Origin of the sequence: Myxococcus sp. AM011 (genome assembly GCF_013372595.1) — a bacterium.
Taxonomy (GTDB): domain Bacteria; phylum Myxococcota; class Myxococcia; order Myxococcales; family Myxococcaceae; genus Myxococcus; species Myxococcus eversor.
In genome coordinates this window covers 1-25,509 of the sequence record NZ_JABXEM010000012.1, presented here as the reverse complement: position 1 = coordinate 25,509, position 25,509 = coordinate 1, and the positions used below count along the sequence as shown (strand labels likewise).

18 protein-coding genes and 1 pseudogene are annotated in these 25,509 nt (G+C 70.1%); 9 read left to right on the top strand and 10 right to left on the bottom strand.

All coding sequences use genetic code 11. The annotated features are described in order from the left end of the window. Window positions 1-78 precede the first annotated feature (78 nt). From HUW62_RS04290 to HUW62_RS04280, 3 genes are read left to right on the top strand one after another with little or no spacing between them, the layout of a single operon-like run. A complete protein-coding gene (locus tag HUW62_RS04290) occupies window positions 79-564 on the top strand; it encodes an RNA polymerase sigma factor (RefSeq protein WP_163870256.1) in 486 nt (161 codons plus the stop codon). Next, window positions 561-1,322, top strand: a complete 762-nt coding sequence (locus tag HUW62_RS04285) for a DUF4384 domain-containing protein (protein WP_176433628.1) — start codon at window positions 561-563, stop codon at window positions 1,320-1,322. Before HUW62_RS04290 ends, HUW62_RS04285 begins: the two co-directional genes overlap by 4 nt. Further along, window positions 1,322-3,142: a caspase domain-containing protein gene (locus HUW62_RS04280; protein ID WP_255203222.1), complete on the top strand. Its 1,821-nt coding sequence runs from the start codon at window positions 1,322-1,324 to the stop codon at window positions 3,140-3,142. The genes HUW62_RS04285 and HUW62_RS04280 overlap by 1 nt, the downstream gene beginning before the upstream one ends. Before the next feature lie 15 nt (window positions 3,143-3,157). Here HUW62_RS04280 and HUW62_RS04275 read toward each other — a convergent pair whose 3' ends face one another. The 4 genes from HUW62_RS04275 to HUW62_RS04260 all read right to left on the bottom strand — a co-directional run bounded on the left by HUW62_RS04275 (window position 3,158) and on the right by HUW62_RS04260 (window position 10,169). After that, a complete protein-coding gene (locus HUW62_RS04275; RefSeq protein WP_368670336.1) occupies window positions 3,158-4,822 on the bottom strand; it encodes a penicillin-insensitive murein endopeptidase in 1,665 nt (554 codons plus the stop codon). A 217-nt stretch (window positions 4,823-5,039) separates the two neighbouring features. Further along, on the bottom strand, window positions 5,040-5,765 hold the full coding sequence (gene deoD / locus HUW62_RS04270; RefSeq protein ID WP_163870253.1) for a purine-nucleoside phosphorylase: 726 nt from the start codon (window positions 5,763-5,765) through the stop codon (window positions 5,040-5,042). A 37-nt stretch (window positions 5,766-5,802) separates the two neighbouring features. After that, entirely contained in the window at window positions 5,803-9,729 is a 3,927-nt protein-coding gene (locus HUW62_RS04265; protein WP_176433625.1) for a hypothetical protein, read from the bottom strand. 35 nt (window positions 9,730-9,764) lie between these two features. Next, window positions 9,765-10,169: a TonB family protein gene (locus tag HUW62_RS04260; RefSeq protein ID WP_163870251.1), complete on the bottom strand. Its 405-nt coding sequence runs from the start codon at window positions 10,167-10,169 to the stop codon at window positions 9,765-9,767. Here HUW62_RS04260 and HUW62_RS04255 point away from each other — a divergent pair. Next, window positions 10,168-10,377 (top strand): hypothetical protein, encoded by a 210-nt coding sequence (locus HUW62_RS04255; protein ID WP_176433624.1) that lies wholly within the window; start codon window positions 10,168-10,170, stop codon window positions 10,375-10,377. The two genes, HUW62_RS04260 and HUW62_RS04255, sit on opposite strands and share 2 nt — an antisense overlap. A gap of 178 nt (window positions 10,378-10,555) precedes the next feature. On the opposite strand, the gene HUW62_RS04250 is transcribed toward HUW62_RS04255, so the two are convergent. Both HUW62_RS04250 and HUW62_RS04245 read right to left on the bottom strand, forming a co-directional pair. Then, a complete protein-coding gene (locus HUW62_RS04250) occupies window positions 10,556-13,393 on the bottom strand; it encodes a carboxypeptidase-like regulatory domain-containing protein (RefSeq protein ID WP_176433623.1) in 2,838 nt (945 codons plus the stop codon). 351 nt (window positions 13,394-13,744) lie between these two features. Further along, window positions 13,745-14,662, bottom strand: a complete 918-nt coding sequence (locus HUW62_RS04245; RefSeq protein ID WP_163870248.1) for a hypothetical protein — start codon at window positions 14,660-14,662, stop codon at window positions 13,745-13,747. Window positions 14,663-14,939: 277 nt separating this feature from the next. On the opposite strand from HUW62_RS04245, the gene HUW62_RS04240 reads away from it, so the two are divergent. Then, a complete protein-coding gene (locus HUW62_RS04240; protein WP_255203219.1) occupies window positions 14,940-15,611 on the top strand; it encodes an abortive infection system antitoxin AbiGi family protein in 672 nt (223 codons plus the stop codon). 74 nt (window positions 15,612-15,685) lie between these two features. Here the strand turns inward: HUW62_RS04240 and HUW62_RS04235 are convergent, their stop codons facing one another. Beyond that, entirely contained in the window at window positions 15,686-16,264 is a 579-nt protein-coding gene (locus HUW62_RS04235; protein WP_176433621.1) for a pyridoxamine 5'-phosphate oxidase family protein, read from the bottom strand. Window positions 16,265-16,412: 148 nt separating this feature from the next. Here HUW62_RS04235 and HUW62_RS04230 point away from each other — a divergent pair, with 148 nt between their 5' ends. Further along, window positions 16,413-18,173 carry a CotH kinase family protein gene (locus HUW62_RS04230; RefSeq protein ID WP_176433650.1) on the top strand — a complete coding sequence of 587 codons (1,761 nt, stop codon included), beginning with the start codon at window positions 16,413-16,415 and terminating at the stop codon, window positions 18,171-18,173. A gap of 91 nt (window positions 18,174-18,264) precedes the next feature. On the opposite strand, the gene HUW62_RS04225 is transcribed toward HUW62_RS04230, so the two are convergent. Next, window positions 18,265-18,423: a hypothetical protein gene (locus HUW62_RS04225; protein ID WP_176433620.1), complete on the bottom strand. Its 159-nt coding sequence runs from the start codon at window positions 18,421-18,423 to the stop codon at window positions 18,265-18,267. Window positions 18,424-18,480: 57 nt separating this feature from the next. Then, a complete protein-coding gene (gene asnS, locus HUW62_RS04220) occupies window positions 18,481-19,881 on the bottom strand; it encodes an asparagine--tRNA ligase (protein WP_163870244.1) in 1,401 nt (466 codons plus the stop codon). Window positions 19,882-20,141: 260 nt separating this feature from the next. On the opposite strand from asnS, the gene HUW62_RS04215 reads away from it, so the two are divergent. From HUW62_RS04215 to HUW62_RS04205, 3 genes are all read left to right on the top strand, one after another. Next, a complete protein-coding gene (locus HUW62_RS04215; protein ID WP_163870243.1) occupies window positions 20,142-21,170 on the top strand; it encodes a kinetoplast-associated protein in 1,029 nt (342 codons plus the stop codon). A gap of 242 nt (window positions 21,171-21,412) precedes the next feature. Further along, the gene (locus HUW62_RS04210; RefSeq protein ID WP_176433619.1) at window positions 21,413-22,342 is read left to right on the top strand and encodes a right-handed parallel beta-helix repeat-containing protein; all 930 of its coding nucleotides are present in this window, start codon (window positions 21,413-21,415) and stop codon (window positions 22,340-22,342) included. 8 nt (window positions 22,343-22,350) lie between these two features. Continuing rightward, entirely contained in the window at window positions 22,351-24,195 is a 1,845-nt protein-coding gene (locus tag HUW62_RS04205; protein WP_176433618.1) for a putative Ig domain-containing protein, read from the top strand. A 76-nt stretch (window positions 24,196-24,271) separates the two neighbouring features. Here the strand turns inward: HUW62_RS04205 and HUW62_RS04200 are convergent. Beyond that, window positions 24,272-25,509 (bottom strand): annotated as a pseudogene (locus HUW62_RS04200) (RCC1 repeat-containing protein); the annotation flags it as partial.

Below are 25,509 nucleotides of genomic sequence, written 5' to 3'. Positions count from 1 at the left end.
CGCTCGGGTCCGCAGCGCCTGTTGCGCAATCCGGACAACCCGGGTGTTGGTAGGGAGGCCGGAAATTCAGAAACCACCATGTCCGAAGACCGCCTCCACTCGCTGTACCGCACCTATGGGCCCGCCCTGTATGCCCGCTGCCGGCAGATTCTGGGCGACGACGCCGCGGCGGCGGACGCGGCCCAGGAGACCTTCCTTCGCCTGCATCGCCAGTTGGACCGCGCCCCCGACGCCCACCATGCCCTCGCATGGATATACCGCGTGGCCACCAACTACTGCCTCAACCAGGCCCGCGACAGGCGCCGCCGCGCCGTGCCCGTCGGGGACCTGCCCGACACCCCGGGCGTCGACGCCGAGCGCCTGTTGGAGAGCCGGGACCTCGCTCGCCGCCTCATCTCCACCGCTCCCCCCAAGGTGGCCGAGGTCGCCTGGCTGCACCTCGCCGATGGGATGACCCAGGACGAGGTGGCCCAGGTGCTCGGCATCTCCCGTCGCACCGTCGTCAACCGGCTCGCAGACTTCCACCGGCACGCGCACGCGCTCGCCGGGAGGCCCCCCTCATGATGAACGCCGCCCCCTCCCATGTCTCCAGCCTCAAGCTGGACGCCCTCGCGATGGATGCGCTCTCCCCCCAGGAGCGCGATGCCACCCAGTCCCACCTGGACGCCTGTCTCACCTGTCGCACCCGCGCGGAGGAGCTGGCGTCGCACCGCCGGCACTTCACGGCGTACGTACTTCCCCGCGCCGACCGGCTCCCGACACGCGTCTCCCCTTGGGGACCTCGCTGGCGGTGGTGGGCCCCCGCCCTCGCCCTGTCCTCGGCCGTGGTGCTGCTGCTCGTGCTCGTCGCCGTGCCCAGGCCGCCCGAGGAGCCCCAGTACGCGCTCAAGGGAGGCGCGGCGCTGCAGCTCTTCGCGCACCGGGGCGAGCGCACCTGGAAGGTGGAGGAAGGCGAGGCGCTGGCTCCTGGCGACCAGGTGCGCTTCGTCGTCGAGGGCCTGGGACTGCCCTACGTGCTCGTGGTGTCGGTGGATGGGGCAGGACAGGTAAGCACCTACTTTCCCTTTGGCGGCACCGAGAGCGGCCTCTTGCCCTCGCGCGGGTTGCCGCTGGAGATTCCGGGGAGCGTGGTGCTCGACAACGCACCGGGCCCCGAGCGAGTGTTTGCCCTGTTCTCTCGCAAGCCCTTGTCGTTCGAGTCCGTGGCTCCCGCCCTGCGTGAGCTGTCAGCCGGGGGGGCCGACGTCATCCGGGACCGCGCGCGGTTGCCGGTTCCCGCGGGGGCGCAGGCCTCCTTCCTCTTCGAGAAGACCCAGCCGTGATGACCTCCATCCGCTGCCTCCTCCTCGCCCTCCTTGTCTGCGCCACTTCGTCCGCCGAGGCGGGGACCCGGCGAATCGCGGTGCTGGTGGGTCACAACGTTGGCAGCGGTGAGCGACCTCCTCTGCGGTACGCCGAGGCCGACGCCGTCAAGCTCGCCGGAGTGCTCTCCGAGCTGGGGGACGTGCCCGATTCGGACCTCATCGTCCTGCAGGGCCAGGACCTGACCACGGTGCGCGCCGCGCTGGACGCCGCGGCGAAGAAGGTGGACTCGCTGCGCGTCCTGCCGGACACGCGGGTGGTGTTGCTCTTCTATTTCTCCGGGCACTCGGATGGCGTGGCCCTGGAGCTGGGCACGGAGCGTCTGCTGTACGCGGACCTGAGGCGGTGGCTGGACGCGACGCAGGCGGATGTGCGGCTCGCCATCGTCGACAGTTGCCGCAGCGGCGCGCTGTTGCGCTTCAAGGGAGGACGTCCGGGCCCCTCGTTCGAGCTGCGCTTGACGGACGAAGTGCACAGCACCGGCCATGCGCTGCTCACCTCCAGCGCGGAGGACGAGCTGGCGCTGGAGTCTCGCGAGGTGGGCGGCTCGCTCTTCACGCACCATCTGGTGTCTGGATTGCGCGGGGCGGCGGATGCCTCGGGCGATGGACTGGTGACGCTGGCGGAGGCGTATCAGTACGCGTATGCGCATACCGTCTCCGCCACGGCGGACGTGCTGACGGGCGCGCAGCATCCCGCGTATGACTACCGGCTGACGGGCAAGGGCGAGCTCATCCTCACGCAGCTTCCCAGCCCGGGCACGGCGCTGGAGCTGCCCAACGACTTCGAGCGCGCGTTGCTGCTGCGGCCCGGCCGGGGACAGGTGCTCGCGGAGTTGGGGCCAGGCGCGGTGCCTCGGCTCGCGGTGCCTCCCGGGGACTACGAGCTGCGGGCGTGGCGCGCGGGCAAGCAGCACCAGGGCACCTTGCGGACGGCGGCGGGACAGGTTCGGAAGGTGCGGTGGGAGGACCTGCAGCCAGTGGCACCCGCGTCCAGCGTGGGTGGCACGAAGGGGGGCGAGGAGCCCGCGTCCCGGACCGCCATGTCGGCCTCGCCCGAGGAGTGGAACTGGCCTGAGTCATCGTCGGGAGCGTCGGCGAAACCCACGCAGACTCCGGGGGCGCGGTCGGACAAGAAGGTGCCGCCAGAGGAGCCTCGGCCCTGGGAGACGGCCGCGCTGCGTCGGGCCCTGGAGGAGGAGGCGGCGATGGCCGTGGTGGCGCCCGCTTCGTCTCCGGAGCCAGCCGTGACGCTCGCCGCCGAGCAGCCGGTGCTGGAGAAGGCCCTGCCGCTGCCGCCGCTGCCCATGCCTCGCCCGCTGGCCCCTTCTGGCCTCCGTGAGGTGAGCCTTTCCGTGGGCGTGCGCAACTCGGCGCTCGAGCTGGGTGGAGCCTTGCTGGCGTTCCGGCTGGAGACCGCCAGGGCCGAGGTGAGTGGAATGACGCTCTCTCTCCAGATGGGCCAGGGCCCGCAGGAAGAGAACCGCGAGTTCATCACCGGGTTCGGCGTGGGCTACGCGTGGCGGAAGCGCTCTCGCATCATGGAGTTCGCCGGGGGTGCCGAGGCGAGCTTGCAGCTCATCGTGCAGTCTCAGTCCGGCAAGACGGGGTGGACCGTGGGGCCCGCTGTCGCGCCCATGGCGTCCGTCTCCATGTACCTCATGCCGGAGCTGGCGATGAGCCTCGGAGCGCGACTGCCCCTGGCCGTCTTGCGCGTAAACGACTTCTCCGAGGTGAGGTTCCTGCCGAGTGCGGAGCTGGGCGTGAAGACGCGCTTCTGACGAAGCGCCCGACGCTCAGCGTCCGTGGGAGATGCCCGCGGACGAACCCTCCGAGGCACCGTGCGGTGAGGCCACGGACGCGGGCTTCACCGTGGCCGCGGCGGACGGCGCCGACTCTGACACGGGCATGCTCGCGGACTGCGCCGACGCGGCGACAGGAACCGTGGTGTGCACCACCGGGTCGATCGCAGGCTTGCGAGCTTCAGCCACGGGAGCGGCGGCGGGCTTCACCGTCTCGGCAACAGGCGCAACAGCAGGCGTCACTGCCTCGGCAACAGGCGCAACAGCAGGCGTCACTGCCTCGGCGACAGGCGCAACAGCAGGCGTCACCGCCTCGGCGACAGGCGCGGCAACAGGCATCACCGCCTCGACGACAGGGGCAACAGCCGGCTTCACTGCCTCTGCGACGGGTGCACCGGTGGGCTTCACCGCCTCGGCGACAGGCGCGGCGCCCGCGGGCTTCACGACCTCGACCACCGGCGTGGGCTTCGCGCAGTTCGTCGCCAGCGCCGTCTCCACGGCGGGCGCGGCGCTGGTGGCGGCGGCCACCACGGGAGCCTGCGTCTCGGGCGGCAGTTGCCGGGGCGGCAGCACGAAGGGCGGCGGCACGGGGCAATTCGTGCACGGGCCCCTCAGCGGCACCGACAACCGCTGGCCGGCACGCAGGAAGTTGTTCTTCATGCGGTTCGCCTTGCGAATCATCGACACCGTCGACCCGTACTTCAGCGCGATGCCCCCCAGCGTGTCGCCAGAGCGCACGCGGTGCAGCATCACGTTGTGCTCGGGCTGCAACGACAGCAGCGGCTGCACGCGGCGCCCCAGCTCCTGCGCCCTCGGGTTGTGGAACCGCAGGTGGAAGTGGTCCCGATGCCGACGCGCGTGCCGGATGATGCCCACCGGGCTGAACAACGAGTCCAACCACGCCTTGTCCTCACCCACCGCCAGCGCATGCTCGTACAGGACCTTCTGCACGCGCTTGTCCACGAGGATGAGCTGGATGTCCGTCTTGGTGACGACCGCCCGGATGAACGCCCAGTTGAGCGGCACGTTGATGTACCGCTCGCGCTCGCGCTCCCGGATGGGGTCCACCGTCGGGTAGTAGAAGCCGACGTCCACGTCCCGGCCATTCTGGTGGCTCTTGTGAGGACGCTTGTAGCCACCCTCCTTGTTGCTGATGCCGTTGACGCGGATGGGCGGCGCCTCCGGGTACTTCGAGCGCACCTCGCGAATGGCCGTCACCAGGTAGTCGATGCTCTCCTGCGTGCCCCACGCAATCTCCGGCGAGACGACAATCCAGTCGTCACCCCGGGGGAACTGCACCGAGTTCACCAGCCGCCCGCTGTGCGCGAAGCCCACCGCCATCGAGCCGAGCGACGCGATGTCTTCCTTCCAGCGCCGCGTCAGGTCCTCATCGGAGATCTCCGCCGAATACACCGGCCCGGTGGGCACCTCGCCCCCCACCGTCGGCGTCTCGCCCTCGCCGTCGTCGCCCTCACCCTCGCCGGCTTCCGCCGCCTCGTCCTCCAGGTCCTCCGCCGACAGCGCGCAGCTCTCGTCGGAGGCCTGGGCCACGACGGCCGCGGCCTCCGCGGTCGCTCCCGCCGCCGGAACTCCTGGCACCGCTTCGACGGGTGCCGGAGGCACCTGCTCTCGAGCGGGCGTCAGTCCTTCCGAACGCACGGACGCCAGGGCGGACTCGCCGCCAGAGGGGGGAACCACGCGCGCGGCACAGCCGGCGCAAACCAATAGGAGCCAGAGGGGGTAACGCACCGGGCCGAAGGATGGCCCGAGAATCGTTCGAGCACAAAGCCCCTCCCAGATTTTTTGGCGCCCCCCTGCCCTGGGGGGCGCTCCGGGCGTGGCCGAGGCCACACTTCCCGAGTGACGACTGTCCGCGTCAGGGCGTCGGCGCGGGCACCTTGAGGGCCACGTCGAGCGCCAGCTCAATCATCTCGTCGAACGAGGTCTGCCGGTCCTGGGGCGAGAGGGCCTCGCCCGTCTGGAGGTGGTCCGACACGGTGAGCAGGGCCAGGGCGCGCGCACCGAACTCGGCGGCCACGCCATACAGGCCGGCGACCTCCATCTCGATGGCCAGCACCCCCATGCGCACCAGCGTGGCGGTGAGCTGCTCTTGCGGGTGGTAGAACAAGTCCGAGGTGAAGACAGTGCCCGCGCGCACGGCCTTGTTCCGTCGCTCCGCCGCCTCCATCGCCCACCGGGCGAGCTGGAAGTCCGGCACGGCCGCGAAGTCGTGGTCCATGAGCCGCATCCGGTTCACCTTCGAGTCGGTGCCGGCCCCGGTGGCGACGATGACGTCGCGCAGCTTCACGTCCGGGCGGAGCGCGCCGCAGCTCCCCACGCGGATGAGCACGCGGGCGCCGTACACCTTGACGAGCTCGGTGGCGTAGATGGAGATGGAAGGCACCCCCATGCCGTGTCCCATCACCGAGACGCGGCGGCCCTGATAGGTGCCGGTGAAGCCGAACATGTTGCGCACCGAGGTGACGCCCTGGGCGTCCGTCAGGAAGCGCTCGGAGATATAGCGAGCCCGGAGGGGGTCACCGGGCATCAGCACCACGTCGGCGAAGTCGCCGGGTGCCGCGGAGATATGAGGAGTTGCCATGGGGGCGCACCATAACCGTCCGTGCGCCTGCCCGCGATTACCAACTCGAACTGCCGAAGCCCGAACCGCTCCCCGAAGAACCGCTGCCGTAGGAAGAGCTGGAGAAGCCGGACCCGCTGCTCGAGGAAGAGGAGCTGGAAGAAGAGGAGCTGGAGAAGGAGGCGGCCGCGAGGGCCCGCTCCCTCTCACGGGCCTCGTCGCGACGACGCTCCTCCTCGCGCTCGGCCTCTTCGATGGCGTCGCGAGCCTCGCGAGTCGCCGCGTCCGCGGACCGCAGGGCCTCCGCGTAGAGCCCCTTGTCGAGCGAGCGGCGCGCGGAGTCGAGCTGGGAGCCCCCCGCCCTGCCCATCCACGTCGCGGCGGACTGCACCATGCCGGCGGCGGACCGGATGGCGTCGGAGGCCTCCTCCGCGGCGCGAAGCTCGCCCCGCAAGTCCGCCGTCTTGCGCGCGGCCTCGGAGGCGATGCGGTCCGCCACCCTGTCGAAGGCCACCCAGTCTCCATGGGGCGTCGCGAAGGCCCGCTTCGTCGAGTCGAGCTCGTGTCGCAGGGTGGCCAGGCCGCTGATGGCCGCCGTCGTCGCGCGGCTGTCGCCGATGCCGTCGGTGGCGGCCTGGCGAATCCAACGGTCCGCGGAGGACACGGCGCGGTCGGCCGAGGCCAGGCTCTCCTCCGCCTGGGCATGGTGGGCCCGGTCAGACGCGGCGGCCTGCCGCACCTGCTCCATCGACAGACAGGCGGAGGCGAGCCGCTCGGCGGCGTCGAAGGGGTCCGCGGGCCGTGACTCCGCCGCCGTCACCGCCGCCAGGAGGACCTGTCGGGCGGCGTCACGGGCCCTGTGCGTGGGCTGCATCGTGCGCGCGTCCGACGCGTCGGCGTCACACGCGCGGCTCAGCCCCTCGGCGAGCAGGAGCGTCCTGGCGTTGCCCTCCTCGATGGACTGGAGCCGCCGCGACTTCTCGTCGACCTCGTCGAGCCGGGCGTGGGCCTGGGCGTGCCGCGCCTCCACCTCCGACAGCAGCGCGACGGAGGCCAGCAACCGGGCCTCCGCATGGGCCAGGTCCGCCTCCGTCAGGCGCGTCGCCGCGTCGCCGAGATGCCGTGCGACCTCGGAGGCGTTGTCCCGCACCGTGCCATTGGCCTCCGGATGCACCGGGTCCTCGGGCCGCAGGCGCAGCGCGGAGGGGCGATAGCGAGCTATCAAGGTCTCCAGCAGCACGGTGCCGTCCACCACGCGAGCCTCGAGCCGACGGGCCTCCTCGCGACACGCGTCACGACGCGCGGCGAAGGTCCTCGATGCCTCGCGACTGTCAGCGAGGAGCGCCTCCACCTCGCCCACGCGCGTCAGCGAGGCCGTGAGTCCCGCGAGCGCGGCATCCAGCTTCCCGTCCCCGAGCGCCTCGCGCGCCTCGCGCAGCGAGCCCACACCCGAGGCGTGCCGGTCCGACGGGTCGGCGTCCTTCTCACGCAGCATCGCCGAGGCGGGCTTGTCCATCGACGTCCCCAGCTCTTCGCGGGCCGTGGCCGTCTCCCGCTCCACGCGCGCCAGGGCATCCCGGGCCCGGGCCGCGAGCGCCACCAGTTCGTCCGCTTCGCTCGCTCGCGTGGCCAGGGCCGTGAAGGATTGAGCCAGCGCCTCCACGGCGTCCTTCGCCGGCCGGTCCACCAGCGCCTTGGCCGTCTCCTCCGCCGTGTGTCCCAACGCGGCGACGGCGTCATCCAACCACCGACGCGACAGGCCCGCGTCCACGAGCGCCCGTCCCGCTCGCGAAACCACGGGGAGCACCTCGCGCTCGGCCATGGTCAGCACCGTCATGAGCTCCCGAGCCTCCGCCATCCGCCGTCCGCCCTCCGCGAGCGGCCCCTCCAGCGCGGCGAGCGGGTCCGCCTTCAACAGGGGCCGGGCCTGCTTCACGAGCGCATCCAGGCACGGCACGACCTGACCGGTGACCTCCTTCACGCGCAGCACCGCGTCCCCGGGAGGGACCTCCCGCAGCTCGGCGATGAAGTCCTTCAGCGCGGTCAACGCCTCCACCGAAGTAAATGAAGCCGTCTCCAGGGAGCCCAGCAGCACCAGGGCCCGCTCGGCGTGGGTGTTGAACGCCTCCAGCAAGGCCTCGAAGGAGAGCGAGAAGGGCTGATAGCTCTTCAGGTCGCCGATGAGCCGCTGCGCCTCGGTGCGCGGCCCGCGCAGCACGCCCTCCACGCCCTCGTCGGGGTGGAAGACGATGGGCTCGTCGCGCAGCAGGCGGGTGACCTGCTCGTAGCGAGCCGTCCCCAGGTGGGCCCCCAGCGCGTTCGTCATCCCGGAGCCGGTGAGCAGGTCCTCGGCCCGATGCAGCACGCGCGCGGCGGCGGTGGCGAGGAGGAACAGCTCGTCCACGTCGGAGGCGAGCTGTTGCCCCCGCTCCCGGGTGAGGCCCTCGAAGCGCCTCGCGATGTCGTCGCGGGACTCGCCGGCGCACAGGTGCGTGCGCTCCAGGAGCCCGAAGAGCGCATGCGTCTTCTCGTCGATGGCCGTGCGCCAGCGGCCATGCAGCTCGGTGGCCTTGAGCCGGCTCGCGTTGCGCCGACGACGCGCCAGCAGGCCCGCGATGAGCAGGCCCGCGCCACCCGCCGTCCCGCCGCCAGTGCGCATCCTCCGCGCCAGCTCCGCTTCGTCCGCCGCCACGACAGCGCGCTGGTAGGACTCCTCGCTCGCCCGGAGCAGCACGCCGTAGGTGCCAACCCTCGCCACGAATGCCTCGCGAGCCTTTCCCCACGCCACTCGGGCCTCGTCGAGCGACACCTGGAAGACCTCCACCTCGGGCCTCGCCGCCAGGTCATCCAACAGCTTCGCCAGTGCACTGAGTCGCTGGCCATCCCGCCCCGCCACCTCCAGCGTCTCGGTGACCTTCGCGCGCACCGCCTCGGCCGTGGTGAGCGCGGCACCGTGAGCAGGCGTCATGTCACGCACCGCGCCGCTCGCCGTCTCCGTCGCGACGCGCAGCTCCGAGAGCCCCTCGGAAGCGAACGCGGCCAGTGGATTCGCGGCCAGCGTCACCTGCGCGGCCTCCAGCGCCTTCAGTCGCTCGGACGCGGTCCGGTGCTCCTCCATCGCCGAGCGCAGCCCGTCGAGGCTCGCCCGCACGCCGTCATGCACCGCCGTCGCCTTCGCGAGGTCGGCCTTCTCCGGAGGCGTCAGCAGCGCCAGGGCCTTGGCGATCTGAGGCGCCACGCCCGCGAGGTCCACGGCCGCGCGCGGAAGTCCCGGGGGCAACACCGTCCCGAAGGCCGCGAGCCGCTGCTCGGAGAGACGCGGCAGCTCCGTCTGCATCGCGATGAGCCGGCCGCGCAGGGCCTCGATGAGTCGGGCGCGCTCAGCCTCCTCCTGGTCGACGGCGGCGGCCACCCGCGAATCGACGAGCGTCACGGTGTTCTTCGCCGCGTCGATGATGCGCCCGCCATTGCGCATGGCCTCGATGGCCGCTGCATCCAGGTCACCCTTCCACTGGGCGTCTCCCGCCTTGCGCCGGTCCTGCGCCTCCGAGCCGAAGTACGACAGGTTCCTCTCCGCCAGGGACAGAAGGAACACGGCGCCGTCCGGCTCCCGCGTCCTCGGGTGCTTCAACTCGCCGAAGCCCGTGCGATTGGACAGCCCCTTTCCCAGGGCATGCAACGCGGCGTCGATGCCCGTGAAGCGCGTGCCCTCCGCGTCGACGAAGCGCTCACCTTCCGCGTTCTCCAGGAACACCACCGTCCAGTGAGGCGCGTTCTTCGTGAGCCACACCTCCAGGTCCGCGAGTTGCCCCGAGGAGACGCCGACGTCCCCCTTCACATAGACGTGCTGGGACTCGGACCAGAGGCCGACGACGCTCGTCGCGCTCTGGACGCTTCGAGGCCTGCGCGCCGCCTCGACGGGCGAGGCCACCAGGGCGAGCGCGAGCAGCAGCAGGGGCGCGAGGCAGTGGGACCGGAATGTCATCGATGGGGCCGGGACGGACGAGCGCGCGAGGACATTCACGGAGCGGCGACCCACGCGACATGGAAGTGCGCATCGAGCGTGGCCAGCGCGTAGTCCTTGGGCAGCGGGGCGAACGGCGCGGCCTTCTTCACGGCGGCCAGCGCGGCGTCATCCCAGACCTTGGAGCCCGACTCCTGGGAGACCACCGCGGTGACGAGCTTGCCATCGCGGCCAATCACAGCCTGGACCACCGTCCTGCGGCCCACCGCCGGCAATCCCTTGCGCGCCGGCTGCTTCCACTTGCCGGCGACCTGGGCGTAGGCCTTCTGCTGATAGCTGGCCTGGGTCAGCTCAGGCTGGAAGAAGGCCTGGAGCTGGGGGGTGCCAGCAGCGGCGAGCGCCAACGGTGCGAAGGCCAGCGTGAGCAGGGCCACGAGAGACAGTGGACGGAGGCGGGACATGGCGCCCAATCGTAGTCGCCAGGAACTCCGCCGCGAAGGGGCCTCGCGCCATCAGTACCACTCCATGCTCGACAACGACATCGCAGGCAGCGGCATCCACGAAGGCGTCAGCTCCCGCGTCACCTCACCCGTGCCCGGCAGCATCAACTCCTCTCGCACACAACTGAAGGGATGCGGCTCACCGCGTCGAAAGACGAAGGCCGTATAGGTCCCCTCCGGCTGCGAGCGGAACGTCCAGCCCCTCCCCGCCCCAGCTCACGCGGTTTGAGGGACTGGAGCTGCTCCAGGTCCGCCCGGGTGCTCGGCGCGGGCACCGTCCCTTGCGCGAGGATGACCACGGAGTGCTCGCTCGCGTCCGCGACGCGCAGGTGGAGCGTCGCCCCGTCCTACTGCGGCACGAAGTCCACCGTCACCGTGCCGGAGGCGGGGACCTGGACGCGCCGGGGCAGGAACACCGGAGGTGGGGTGTCGCTGTCCTCGGTGTTGTCTCTCCGGACCGCCACCAGATAGGGACCCGGCGGGACGCCTGGCTGCTCGAATTGTCCGGAGATGACCGACAGCTCCCGCACGTAGCCATTCTCCGAGCCCGAGAGAATCACCGTGGTGTTGTCCGCCGCCGGGTCGCTCACCGTGCCGCGAAGCAGGGCCCCCACCTCGAGCGCCACCTCCACCTCGTCCTGCTTCGCACCGAGCAACAGGCGCTTCTGCGAATACGCCTCATGCGACACGACGAGCGCATACGGCTGCTCCAGCACATGAGGGAGGGTGAAGGTGCCGTCCGGCCGCGTCCTCACCACGCCATCCTCCTCGTGGAGCATCGCCTCGTCCGCCCAGCCGTTCGCATCCGTGGGGACGTCGCCCACATCCACCAGGGCCCCCACCACGGGCCTTCCCGTCGCCGCGTCCGTCACGCGCCCCCGGACCTGGCGCCCCGGACGGAGCACCACCGCGCCCAGGTCCAGGGCTTGTCCCTCCACCGCGTCCACCCTCATGGAGAGGGTCGCGAGGCCGGGCGCGGAGAAGCGGAACTCCTGCGGCCTGGTTCCATGGGGGCCTCGAAAGAATTCACCTCGCGGGCTCGTGGTGGAGACGCCGTTCACCTCGAACCGGGTGACGGGGGTGCCGTCCTCCCGAACCAGGCGCCCCCGGATGCCGACTTCGCGGCGCATCACCAGCCGCAGCTCAGCGCTTCCGGCCTCGACCAGCACGGAGGGCAGGCTCGAGCCCCGGGGCTTCGAGGCCTTCGAAGCGGGGGGCACCTCCAGCACATGGCCATTCAGCCAGGCCACCAGCAAGTAGGACCCCGGCACCAGGTCGCTCAGCTCGAAGCGCCCCTCCTCATCGGAGCTGCCCGTCGCCACACCCGGGTGCATCACGAAGTCCGCGCCTCGCGCTCGCACCGATACGTTCTCCACGGCCGGAGTGACCCGAATCGAGACACCCGCGAGGGGCTTGCCCTCCCCATCCTCGACGACGCCCGCGAGTGAGCGGCCGGCGCGGAACTGGAGCCGCGCATGCACGGGTGCGAGCCCCTTCACCTCCAGCAGCTTGGACAACTGACGCCGCGAGGCCAGCTCCCGAGGCGTGACGACGAGCCGATACCGCCCCTCGGCGACGCCCTGGAGCGTGAAGTGTCCCTTCGCATCCGTACTCCCGGTCTTCTCGTGAGCGTCCCCCGGCTCGCGCAGTCGCGACACCAGCGTCACGTGGGCGGACCGCACCGGGTAGTCTGTCTCGAACAGCACCTCGCCGCTCACCGTGGCGCCCGGCGAGAGCACGACCCGGAGCCCCTTTCGAGGCGACGTCACGGAGAGCCAGGTCGACCGATACAGCGCATGGCTGACGACGATGCCCCGCGCCCCGGCCTCGGCGGCGGAGAGCACGAACGCGCCCTCCTTCCCTGTCGTCGCGGTGCTCTCCACCACCAGGTCATCGCGTCCCTTGAGTGACTCGTCGAACGGGCCACGCTCGTCCAAAGGGGAGACCGCGGAGAGGTGGGCTCCCTCCAGGGGATGACCCTCGGCATCCACCACGGTGCCTTCCACCGTGAAGGCGTCGCGCAACACGAAGACGAGCGGCGCGCCGTCCGCGCCCAGCCGCAGCTGCGCCTCGTGCACCAGGAACCCCGGGGCATCGACCTTGACGGAGTAGAGGGCTCGCGACACCGGTCCCAACAAGAAGACCCCGCGAGCGTCACTCGTCGCGTGATTCTGCCTGGGGATGTAGGGCACGCCCAGCCTCCAGGCCAGGACGCTCGCCCCGACGATGGGCGCCCCCCGGGCGTCTCGCACCACGCCCTCCAGGAGCACATCACTGCCAAGCGCCAGCACGACCTCGGGGTAGTCGCCGCTGGGCCCCAGGCCCACGCTCTCCTCGGCCACCGCTTCGCCGTCGCTGGCGGAGAACGAATAGCGCCCAGGGGGCAGGCCCTCGAAGGTGAAGCGACCCTCGCCATCCGCGACGACCTCGCGACTCCAGTCGGGGCCCTCGCAGCGCACCTTCGCCCCCGGGGCAGGAGCGTCCTCATGGACCACGCGGCCCGAGAGCAGGCGTGCGCGCGACATCGTCACGTCCATGGCGAGCAGGTCCGCGCCGCGCGGCTTCACGTGCACCGGGAGCAGTCCCTCCTTGGAGAAGAGGACGCTGTAATCCTGGTCCGGCAGGTCCCCGAACTCGAAGTGTCCGTCCCGTGCCGTGGTCACCTCGAAGGCGCGGTGGTGTGCCGCCAGGAGGGCGATGACGCGGACTCCCTCCAGTGGCCGCGCATACTCGTCCCGCACCTCGCCCGCGAGCGAAGGCCCCTCGTCCAACCACACCTCGAGGTCCTCGGTTCCAGCGGGGACATCCTCGCGCAGCGCCACGCTCCGCGGCCCCTCCGCCCACACCGCGTACCTTCCAACCTCCAGGCCCGCCAGCGTGAAGCGGCCCTCGGAGTCCGTCACGGTACGTGCCAGGGGAGGCATGGCGCCCTCGCCCGAGTCCAACCAGTCCAACACCTCCCGCACCGGGCACCGCGCGTTCAGCGACGACATGTCATCGTCGCAAGGCAGGGCACTCAATGGCTTGCGAGGCGTATCCTCGGTCGCCACCACCACCGCGCCCACGACCGGGCCCGCGATATCGATGACGACTCCTCGCACGACCTGTCCGCCTCGGGGCGCGGACACGGGCGCGGCGAGCAGCGCGGCCCATGACGAGCGCCGGCCTTCCGCGTCAGGTTCCAAAGCGGAGGTCTTCCCGCGCTCTTGCCCCTCCCCCGACGGTCCACCGAGCACGACCCACGCCAGGACGACTCCCAGGAGCAACAGGCCCCCGCCGACTCCAAGCCTTCGCCACATGCGCGAGACCACCCCCGGACGACTCTGTGTCTTCCGGTCAGCCTAGCCTCATTCACAGACGATGCGCAGCGGCTCGCGGGCCTCGGGCGCCCTTGCCGCGCACGCAAGGCAAGCCACGAGAGCAGCGCGGCGCCGCGCCGCTCAGCTCGACGCAGCGAGGCGCTGCCCTGCGCGACACAGCCCGACCCAACGTGACGCAAGCCCAGCACGACGCAGCTCAGCCCAGCGCGACGCAGCTCAGCGTCGCCGGGCCAGGGTGAACGCGGTGAGCACGAGCGCCCCACCCGCGCCCACCGCGATGGCGAGCGGAACCTTCAGTCGCTCCGACAACGCGGAGAACACGCCCAGCGTCACCTCACGGCTGGCACCCCGCAGCGAAGGGCCTCCCAGTTCGTCCCGCGTGGCACGGAGCTGACGCCGCAGCTCCTCGGAGGCACCTCGCACCGTCGCTGTCGCCGTGCGCTCGGCCATCGTCGCCACGACGAGGCCCACGTCCACTTCGGAGCCTTCGCGGCGAGCCTTCACCTCCAGCTCGAGCTGCTCCACCACGGCGTGGACGAACCGCCGCCCAGCGCTCTCCAGCACCTCGTCGATGCGCTCGGTGCGCGCATCCAGGGCCGTGCCCAATCCCTCCACGAGCCCACGCCCCGCCTGGGACGCCACCTCCGAGGCGATGGGCGCCAGCACGGGCATCTCGTGCGCCAGCTCCAGCACCGCGCCGCGCACCGCCCCCGTGGCCAGCGTCCGAGCCCGCGCGCCAGGCTGCCGAAGCTCCCGCTGACGTTGATCCGCCACCCGCGCCGAGCGGTCCAACCACCCGTTCACCCGCTCCAGCAGCTCATGGGACAGCGCATCCGCGCCCGGCATCGAGCGCCGCAGCTCCGCCACCACGCCCTTCACCGCGCTCTCCGCGAGCGAGCGGGACCACGTGCCGGGAGGTCGCTCGGCGGCCTCCTCGACCTCGCGAGCAAGCAGGGCCACGACATCCTGGACGAGCTCACGCAGCTGCCCGTCGAGCCCCGGCAGCTCCGCCTGGAGTCCCTCCGAGGCACCCTGGATGGCCCCGCTCGTGAGCCCATGCGCCGCGATGCGCTCCAGCGACAGGGTGAGACGCCGCATCAGCTCGACCGGTGACAACCGCCCATCGTGGCGCATCGCTCGCTCCCCCGAGCGGAGGTCCGCTCCGCTCGATGAACGATTGCGATGTCACCCATCGATCAACACCCCAGCCTGGTGGAGCCAGCGCTCGAATGGCTTCGCCAGCCTCATCCCAGACACCCGCCAGCCATCACCGAGCACCGGCCCCGCCGTCGGGAGGGCGGGCAGGCGACGGAGGTGCGAATGCAGTCGGGTTGCATCGACTTCCCCGCTCCGGGACATTGGCCCCGGACTGACGATGCTGGGCTATCAGGCGAATTCACAGTGGCGGGACATGTCTGACTTCGTGGTGCACTTCACGAAGCCCGGACCGCCATTCCATGACGCCTACCAGAACATGATGAACATCCTGGGCACGCGCACGCTCATCCCGGGTGCCCAGGGCTTCGGGCTCGCGCGCAAGGAGCCCCAGGTCGCGGACCGGCACCGCGCGGTCTGCTTCAGCGAGATTCCGCTCGACCAGCTCGGCCGGCTCGTCCAGCGCCGCAGCCTGTATGGCATCGGCTTCAGCAAGAGCTTCATCCTGTCCCAGGGGGGTGGCCCCGTCTGGTACGTCCAGTACGCGTCGCCCGCGCACCTCTCCCTGAAGCACCAGATGGACCAGGCGCTGGCGGCGTCGGACTCGCGGGCCCATCCGCTCTGGGCCATGACGCCCTTCGTGGACATCCAGGGCGACAAGCACAACGCGCCCTACAGCTATCGCTTCGACTGGGAGCGGGAGTGGCGCGTGCCGGGCCTGCTGCGCTTCACCGAATATGACGTCGCGGCCCTCTTCCTCCCGGAGGAACTGCACTCCACGGCTCGCGGTTTCTTCGAGTGGGCCGTGCGGGAAAAGGCGGGCCCTGGCTACTTCTGCCCCTGTCTGGACCCGCTGTGGACCGCGCCACAAATCGCCGCGGCGCTGGAGAAACACGCGGAGGACTCCGCGCGCCTCAGGGCGGGATAGCACCCGGGACGAGGCCGAGACGCTGGACTTCGGAGAGGTCCAGGTGGGCTTCCTCTTGAGCCACGGCCCGGCGCCTACGGCTCGCCTGGAGTCGTATCGTCCTCGTCGAAGAGTCCGGTAGGCAGGCCATCGAGGCTGCTCGCGTTCTTCGCGCGTCGGTACTCCTCCAGCCCCTCCTCGCCCTTGTTCTCGGCCCAGCGCGTGAGCGTGGGTCTGTCGCTGGTGAACTCGTAGAGGGGCACGCTGTAGCCGCAGGACTTCTGCACGAGGTCGATGTCGAGCTTCACCATCTGCCGAGCCCCCAGCGGCTCCACGCCGCCGAACTCGGAGGCCAACAGCCGGGAGTACGCGGCGCTGCCCCGGCGCAGCACCTGACCCCGTCCATAGAGGCGCAGAATCATGGGCGGCCCCTCGAAGGCGCAGAACATGAGGGTGAGGCGTCCATCGGCGCGCAGGTGCGCGGCCGTCTCGTTGCCGCTGCCGGTGAGGTCCAGGTAGACAACCTCGTTGGGGCCAAGCACGCGGAGCGAGTCGAGCCCCTTCGGGGAGAGGTTCACCCGACCGGTGCTGGCGGCGGAGGCCGTGAAGAACATCCGCTGGCGCAGGATGAAGTCGCGGTGGATGGGCTCGAGGTGCGGGAACTGGGTGGCCATCGGTGCGGTCCTCTCCCACGGTTGAACGGACTCGACGAAACGGAAACACCTCCAGGCAGGGATAGCACCCCTCGCGTCCATGAGCCGACACCTACAAGGGGCGGGGCCTGTCAGCGCTTCCCTGGATGCCTATCTCTTCCGCTCCGACATGGGCGGGTGGACGCGGGGGAGCAACACGGTGGCCGGAAGAAGCTTGTCTCGAGGCGTGCTGGCGTGTGTCGTTTGTCTGACGGTGGCCTGTGGGGGTGGCACCTCCACTGGACCCGGGGGTGAGCTTCCGGACGAGGTGCCTGGACCGTCGGGAAACGGACCCGACCTGGACCCCACGACTCCCCAGGAGCGTCCAGACGCGGGCGTGCCCGACGCAGGTGAGCCGACCCCTCCGGACGCGGGTCCTCCGGATGCCGGCTCCGCGCCCACCGTCTGCGCGCCCACCGCGGGCGAGACGCGGTGGCTGACGGAGGGCCAGCTCGTGACGGCCACCGTGACGTGCTCCACCGGGAACACCACCACGGGGCTTCGCTTCAGCGTGGACAACCTTCCGCCCGGCGCGGCCTTCGACGAGGCCACCGCCACCCTGCGCTGGACGCCCGGCAGGGACCAGGCCGCCGTGTGGAACCTCGTCCTTCGCGAGCACACCAGCAACGAGACGGGCATCCTCAAGGTGGGTGTCGCGGAGAACGACGGCGCCCCGGGCAACGTCAAAATCGTCGACCCGAAGACGTACACCGAAGAGTACGGGCTGCCCGTCTTCCACCTCATCTACACGCCGCCCCTCACGTCCGGCAGCGACAAGCCCGCGCAGCTCATCTACCGGGGCCGCACCTACAACATCGAAGCCAAGTACCGGGGCGCCACGTCCGGGGCCTTCCCCAAGCGCAGCTTCACGCTGGAATTCCCCGACGAGGACCTCTTCAACGAGCCCGTCTTCGGCGACGGCTTCCTCAAGAAGAAGCGCGTGGCGCTCGTCACCACGTTCAATGACAACTCCTACGTGCGCACGCGGCTCGCGTTCGACCTCTGGAGCAAGATGTCACCCGAGCACATCCGCGTGCGGACCTTCAGCGCGGTGCTCTATGCCAACAACCGCTACCTCGGCCTCTATACGGCGGCGGACCTGCCCCACAAGCGGATGATGGCGGAGAACGGCATGGACAAGGACTCGGACCTGTTCAAGGCCGTGGAGAACGACGCCAACTTCTCCCGCATCCGCAAGAACGGCGAGCCCAAGGCGTCGCTGCGCGAGGGCTTCGAGAAGAAGGTCGGCGAGCCGGAGATGGGCCAGCCCCACGCATGGGACACGCTGGAGGCCTTCATCACCTTCGTGGCGGACTCCGACGACGCCACGTTCCGCACCGGCTTCCCGCGGCGCACCCGCCAGCGGGACTACGAGGACTGGTGGATCTTCAACTCGCTCATCCTCGGGACGGACTCCCACTCGAAGAACGCCTATCACGCGTATGACCCGAAGACGCAGGGCCCGTGGCGCTTCATCCCGTGGGATTTGGACGCGAGCTTCGGCCAGAACTTCGACACCACGCGCACCTCGCCGACGACGCGCTCCAACTTCACCGGGAACAACCGCATCTTCGCGCGGCTGCTCGCGGACCCCACCTTCGCGGGGCCCATGCGCCAGCGCTACCAGGCGCTGCTGCGCGACGAGCTGAAGCTGGAGGCCGTGCTCGCCCTCATCGACACCTACGAGAAGGAGACGTCCGCCGTCGCCAAGAGGGACTGGGCCCGCTGGCAGCTCGAGTACCGCGCCATGGGCGCGCCCGGCACCGTGGGCGAAGGCAACTTCCCCGCCTGGTACCAGCGCACCGACTTCCTCACCTACGAGGAGGAGCTCGCGTACGTGCGCCAGTGGGTCCGCACCCGCTGGCCCGTGCTCCAGTCCCAGCTTCCGTGACGAGGAAGGCGGGCCCGAAGCGTCAGCGCAGGTCGACGACGAGCCCGCCAAACGTCATCGACGCCGTCTGCCCCCCCGTCGCCCGAGTGCGTCAGGGGACGTCCTCCAGCGTCGCGTCCGGCGGCGCACAGGCCACGCCACAGGAAGCAGGAGTCTCCGAGCACGACGACAACAGCAGGCCCACGAGCGGGGCAAGAAAGAACCGGCGGGCGGAGCGACTCCACCCACCGGCATTGAGATTCTGGAGCATCGAGCACCTCATGGCCGTCATACGTCACCGGCCCGGGCGCCCGGTCGCTCCACCCGACTAGAACTGCGCCCAGCCCGGAACGCGCGGGTAGGGAATGGCGTCGCGGATGTTCTGCAGGCCGCACATGTAGACGATGAGCCGCTCGAAGCCGAGCCCGAAGCCCGCGTGCGGCACCGTGCCGTAGCGGCGCAGGTCCCGGTACCAGCCGTAGTGGGCCGGATCCAAGCCGAAGCGCTTCATGCGCGCGTCCAGCACGTCCAGCCGCTCCTCGCGCTGGCTGCCGCCGATGATTTCGCCGATGCCGGGGGCCAGCACGTCCATGGCCGCCACCGTCTTCCCGTCCTCGTTGATGCGCATGTAGAAGGCCTTGATCTCCTCCGGGTAGTTCATCACCACCACGGGCCTCCCCACGTGCTCCTCGGACAGGTAGCGCTCGTGCTCTGTCTGGAGGTCCTTGCCCCACTCCGGCGCGTACTCGAACTTCTTCTTCGCCTTCTTGAGGATTTCAATCGCCTCCGTGTACGTCAGGCGCTCGAAGCTGGAGTGGATGAACTTCTCCAGCCGCTCCGTGACGCCCTTCTGCACGCGCTCCTCGAAGAACTTGAAGTCGGGGCCGCAGTCCTCCAGCACCGCCTTGAAGACGAACTTGAGGAAGCGCTCGGCCAGGTCCGCGTCCGCGTTCAGGTCCGCGAAGGCGATCTCCGGCTCAATCATCCAGAACTCGGCCAGGTGGCGCGTGGTGTTGGAGTTCTCCGCGCGGAACGTGGGGCCGAAGGTGTACACCTTCGACATGGCCATGGCGTAGGCCTCCACGTTGAGCTGGCCGGAGACGGTGAGGTACGCCTCCTTGCCGAAGAAGTCCTTGTGCCAGTCAATCTTGCCTTCCGGCGTGCGGGGCGGATTGACGGTGTCCAGCGTGGACACGCGGAACATCTGCCCGGCGCCCTCCGCGTCGCTCGCGGTGATGATGGGCGTGTTGACCCAGAAGAACCCCTCCTGGTCGAAGAAGCGGTGGACGGCCTGCGCCGCCCGGTGACGCACGCGCGTAATCGAGCTGAACGTGTTGGTGCGAACGCGCAGGTGCGCCACGTCGCGCAGGAACTCCAGCGTGTGTTGCTTGGGCTGAATCGGGTACGTGTCCGGGTCGTCCACGAAGCCCAGCACCTGGACCTCTTCGGCCTGGACCTCGAAGGCCTGCCCCTTGCCCTGGGACTTCACCAGCGTGCCGCGGCACACGACGGAGCAGCCCGCGGTGAGGTGGAGGATTTCCTTCTCGTAGTTGGGCAGCGAATTGGGGGCGACCACCTGGAGGGGGTCGAACACCGAGCCATCGCTGACATTGACGAAGCTGATGCCCGCCTTCGAGTCGCGCCGGGTGCGCACCCAGCCACGGACCTCCACCTTCGTCCCTGCCTCCACCGCGCCGGCGAGGACCTGCTTCACACTGACGACCTGCATTGACGCTCTCCCTTGAGCGGATTCGGGGGGCGAGTTAGCCGCGCGCCGGCCCGAAGGACAAGCCCGGCGTGGCTTTCCGGCCCCCAGGAGGCCCGTTTCCGGGCCCGTCCGGAGGCCTGGAACCCAGCCAGGCAGTGTCAGACCCCACGGGTATTCTTCTCTCATGGTCGCCCGGAAAGGGGACCACGAATCCCACGAAACCCGCACGTCATTCGCGAGCCGCCCCGGCCCGCCTGGCCGTGCCCTACCTGGAGAGTCACATGGCCACCCGCAAGTCCGCTTCCCGCAAGTCCGCCGCCCGCAACCGCTCCTCGGAGTCCACCAAGGCCGCCTTCGAGGACCTGGCGCGCAAGGCTCGCAACAAGCCTGTCGTCCCCGCCAAGGAGCAGGAGGCCCGGGACACCCACGCCAAGAACGTGTTGACGGACGTCGCCACCCTGTCCGCTGAGTCCGCGGTGAAGAAAGTCACCGAGGCGGGCCTCACCATCAACAAGACGCTCGCGGGCATCAACGAGCAGGTCATCTCGCTGGTGGAGGAGATGAAGCAGTTGGACGAGGCCATCCAGCTCAAGACGGATGAGCTGTCGGAGCTGCACGGCAAGGACGTGGCGGCCAGCGCCGTGGACGTGCTCGTGGCCGAGTATGACAAGCGCAAGGCGGAGCTCCATGCGGAGACGGAGCAGATGAACAAGGACATCGCCGACGCGCGCGCGAAGTTCGCCCAGCAGCACGCCGTCGAGCACGAGCTCGCCAAGGTGGCGCGCCAGCGGGCCGAGGAGCAGTACGCCTACGACGTCCAGAACCAGCGCAAGAAGGAGCAGGACGCGTTCGTGGAGAGCCTGCGCGTGCAGTCCGCGGCCGAGAGAGATCGCAAGGAGAAGGTAGAGAAGGACTGGGCCGCGCGTGAGGACGCACTGAAGCTGCGCGAGAAGGAGTTGGAGGACCTGCGCAAGCAGGTGTCGGAGTTCCCCGCCGTGCTGAAGAAGGAAGCGGACACGGCGGCGGCCATTGTCGGCAACCGCGTGAAGTCGGAGTGGGATTTGAAGCTCACGCTCGCCACGAAGGACGCGGAGACGGCGCAGCGCGTGGCCAGCATGGAGATTGCCTCGCTCAAGGACACGAGCACCAAGCAGGCCCAGGCCATCCAGGCGCTCCAGTCGGAGCTGGCGGATGCCAAGCGCCAGGTGCAGACCATCGCGGAGAAGGCGCTCGAGTCCGCCTCCGGCGCCCGCGCCCTGGCCGAAGTGCAGGGCGTCATCGCCAGCCGCGAGTACAACAAGACGAAGTAGTCCGTCTGGAGAGAATCCCGGGGACGCTCGCATGCTGGCGGGCGCCCCCGGGCGAAGCTTTTCTCCCGGGTGCGTTCAGCCTCGTGCGAAGGCTGAAACACCTCCTCGGTGCATTCAGCTTTCATGGGAAAGGCTGAAACACCGTGAAGAATCTGAAGACCGAAGGACTCAGGCCGTCTCGGGGTGAATCACGGACTTGCGTCGTTCGTGGACGGAACACGAGCGAGGTAGCGTGGCTCACCATGTCCACTCCTGGCTCTGTTCGTTCTCGCGCGACGGGTTTGTTCGCGCTTCCCGCCCTGCTGTGTGTGTTGCTGGGGTCCTCCGCCTCCGCGCAGGCGACCCGCACCTGGGTCTCTGGCGTGGGAGATGACGTGAACCCGTGCTCCCGCACCGCGCCGTGCAAGACGTACGCGGGGGCCATCTCCAAGACGGCCGCGGGCGGGGAGATCGACGCCATGGATCCGGGTGGCTACGGCGCGGTGACCATCACCAAGTCCATCACGATTGATGGCGGGCCCTACGCCGGAGGCATCCTCTTTTCGGGGACGAATGGCGTGGTCGTGAACGCGGCGGGCGCCACCGTCATCCTGAGGAACGTCGCCCTGAACGGCGGCACCACGGGGCTGGACGCCATCCGAATCCTCGCGGCGGGCAAGGTGCTGCTGGAGAACTGCACGATTCAGGGATTCATCAACTCGGGCATCAACGTGCTGCCCTCCGCGGGGGCCGTGCAGCTCGTCGTGCGCAACACCACGGTCAACGGCGCGACCATGAAGGCGCCAACGAACGCCGGCGACACCTCGGGCGGCATCCAGGTGGCGAGCGGCGGGGCTGTGATTGGAAACAGCCAGATTGCGTCCGGCCTCATCGGCCTCCACGCGCTGAACGGCGCGCGCGTCACGGTGAATGACACGACGGTGGTGGGCCACTCCGAGCAGGGCATCCTGGCGGTGAGTGGGGCGCAGGTCACCCTGGAGCGGGCCGTGGTGGCGCAGAACGGTGTCGGCATCAAGGCGGAGGCTCCGGCGCAGGTGCGCATCTCCGACACGACGGTGGGCCACAACACCGGCCTGGGGCTGGACGGCCCAGTCGGCTCGTTCGGGAACAATCGCGTCGCCGCGGGCAACGGCACGGATGGCTCCCCCTCCACCACGCTGCCGCAGAATTGAGCCGCGCGATGGGGGTCCACTTGCGCTGCATCCTCGTGGCCGCGCTCTGCGCGTCCACTCCCGCGCTGGCCCAGGCCACCCGCACCTGGGTGTCGGGCGTGGGCGACGACGCGAATCCGTGTTCCCGCACCGCGCCGTGCAAGACCTTCGCGGGGGCCATCTCCAAGACGGCCGCGGGCGGAGAAATCGATGCGATGGATCCAGGCTCCTTCGGCGCGTTGGTCATCACCAAGGCCATCACGATTGATGGCGGACTGGATGGAGGCAAGGTGCTCGCCTCCGGCACCCAGGGCATCACCATCAACGCGGGCGCCCAGGACGTGGTGGTGTTGCGCCGGCTCTCCGTGAACGGGAGCGGGCCCACGCTTGGAACGACAGGCATCGTGTTCAACAGCGGCAAGGCGCTGCATGTCGAGCGCTCACAAGTCCGTGGCTTCCAGCAGGACGGCATCCGCTTCGCGCCCGCCGCGGGTGGCCAGCTCTTCCTCGACGATGTCGTGGTCTCCGGCAACGGAAACGCGGGCGTCCGGGTGGGCGGCACCGCTGGAGCCGTGACGGCCTTCATCTCGCGCGGCACGCTCTCCGGCAACCGTCAGGGGCTCTGGCTCGGTGCGGGTAGCACGGCGACGGTGTCTCAGCTGACGGCGTCCGACAACACCGAGGCCGGCATCTGGGCGCAGACGGAAGATGGCGGCAAGGCCTCGCTCAACGTGGAGCGGGCCCGGCTCACACACAATGGCGTGGGCCTGCATGCGGCCTCGGTGGGGAGCGGGAGTCAGACGTTGCTGCGGCTGTCGCGGACCGCCGTGGACGCCAACGTGCTCGCCAGCACGCGGCTCATCGGCACGGGCACCGTCCTGTCCTTCGGCGACAACCGGATGGCGGGGGTCTCCGCGTCGACGTGTCCCGCCGGAGCCGTCTCGCTGGAGGCCGCGGCGCTGCCGGGACTTCCCCGGGGCGGAGTCTTCGCGCCCATGCAGCTCGGTGTCCTGGGAGCGATGGGCAGCGTCACCTCGACGGTGTCGGGCACGTTGCCTCGGGGCTTCCGGTTGGAGGGCGGCGTCTTCTCGGGCACTCCCGAGGAGGGCGGCGACTATCCCTTCAGTGTGACGGTGACGGATGGAAACGGCTGCACGGCCTCGCGTGACTTCACGCTCTCCGTCGCTTGCCCGCCCATGTCGCTGAGCCCCACCGGCCTGGCGGCGGGCACCACCGGACAGGTCTTCGCGGAGACGGCGTTCGTGCATGAGGGCGGCGAGGGCACCACGACGTTCGTCATCGACGGGGCCCTGCCCCGAGGGCTCCAGCTTCGCGACGGAGTCCTCACGGGCATGCCCACGCAGCCGGGCAGCTTCCCCTTCACGCTGACGGCGACGGATGGAGGGCGTTGCTCGGCGAGTCGGAGCTACACCGTGGCCGTCGCTCGCTCCTCCGACTTCCAGGAGGCCACGCTCCAGCTCCAGGCCTCGGCCAATCCCACGTACGCGGGCGACGCCGTGTCCGTCACCGCGCGCGTGGTGGGCGGCCAGGGCGAGCCCACGGGGACGGTGACGTTCTTCAACGGCACCGAGGTGCTCAAGGTCGTCACCCTGCAGGGACGCGAGGCGACGCATGCGCTCGCGACGCTCGCTCCGGGGAAGTACACCTTGAGCGCGGCGTACAGCGGCGACACGCGCTTCGGTGGAGTCGACGCGGCGCCCCTGTCGCTGGAGGTGCTGCCCGCCAAGGCACCTGCTGACGAGAGCGACGACGGCTGCGGCTGTCGGCAGTCCGGCGCACCGGGCGGAGCCCTGCTGATGTTGCTGTTGCTCGTGCTGAACCGTCGGCGCCGGGACGCTCCGACGCCGGGCTGAGGACGACACGCTCCTCCTGTGACGACGCTGGCTGAAGTGCCGCCAGCGTCGTCACGGGTGGGGTTGACTCCCAGCGCTACCAGACCTGCACGGGCGCCGCTCGGACGTCGGAGAGGCCCGTGCCCAACTGCCCCTGACCGCTGTTGCCCCAGGCCCAGACACTCCGGTCCGAGAGCACCGCGAAGGAATGCTCGCCTCCGGCTCCCACGGACACCGCGCCCGTCAGCCCCGCCACCTGCGCCGGCAACAACCGCCAGTTGGACTTCACGCCACTGCCAAGCTGTCCATGCTGGTTGCGGCCCCAGGACCAGACCTTGCCGCCCGTCGTCACGGCGAGGCTGTGATGCTCCCCAGCGTCCATGGTGACAACCCCTGTCACCGCGTTCACCTGCACGGGCAACAGCTTGCGCACCTGGGTGCCATCCCCCAGCTCGCCATACGTATTGGAACCCCAGCTCCAGAGCGTGCCATCTCCCTTCAACGCCAGCGCATGCGTGCGCCCGGCGGAGATGGCAGTCACGCCCGTGAGCCCCAGCGTCTGCACCGCCACCGACTGTCGCGCCGTCGTCCCATCTCCCAACTGTCCCAGGGAGTTGTTCCCCCAGCCCCACACGGTACCATCGTGCTTGAGCGCCAGCGAGAAGCCCTCGCCCGCCGAAATCGCCGACACGCCCGTCAGCCCCTGGACGCGGACCGGCACGATTCGAGACACCGTCGTCGCATCCCCCAGTTGACCCTGGAGGTTGGAGCCCCAGGACTGGACCGTCCCGTCTCCCAGCAGGGCCAGCGAGTGCCGGCTTCCCACCGCGATGGACATCACTCCCGCTGGCGACGGAATCAACATGGGCAGCGCCCGGGACACCGTCGTCCCGTCCCCCAGCTCGCCCTCCTGATTCGAGCCCCACGCGTAGATGCGCCCGTCCGTCTTGAGCGCCAGCGCGTGCCCCTGACCACCGGCAATCGCTCGACACTCGGTGAGCCCCACCGAGGCCACGGGCGTCGCGCGACTCAACACGCTCCCGTCACCCAGTTGCCCGGAGCCGTTCGCCCCGGCGCCCTGGACCGTCCCATCCAGCGCGATGCCGAGTGAGAACTGATACGCCGTGGACAGGCCTCGTGAGGCCGCGAGCCCCGAGCGCACCGGCAGCACCTGCCAGTCCACCACCCCATCTCCCACCTGGCCCTCCGCATTGGAGCCCCAGGCCCAGACCGTCGCGGTGTCCCGCACGGCCAAGGCATGCTGGGCACCCGCCGACACCGCCCTGGCGCCGGTGAGCGCGGGCACCTGAACGGGAGTCGTCCGCGCCTCCGAGG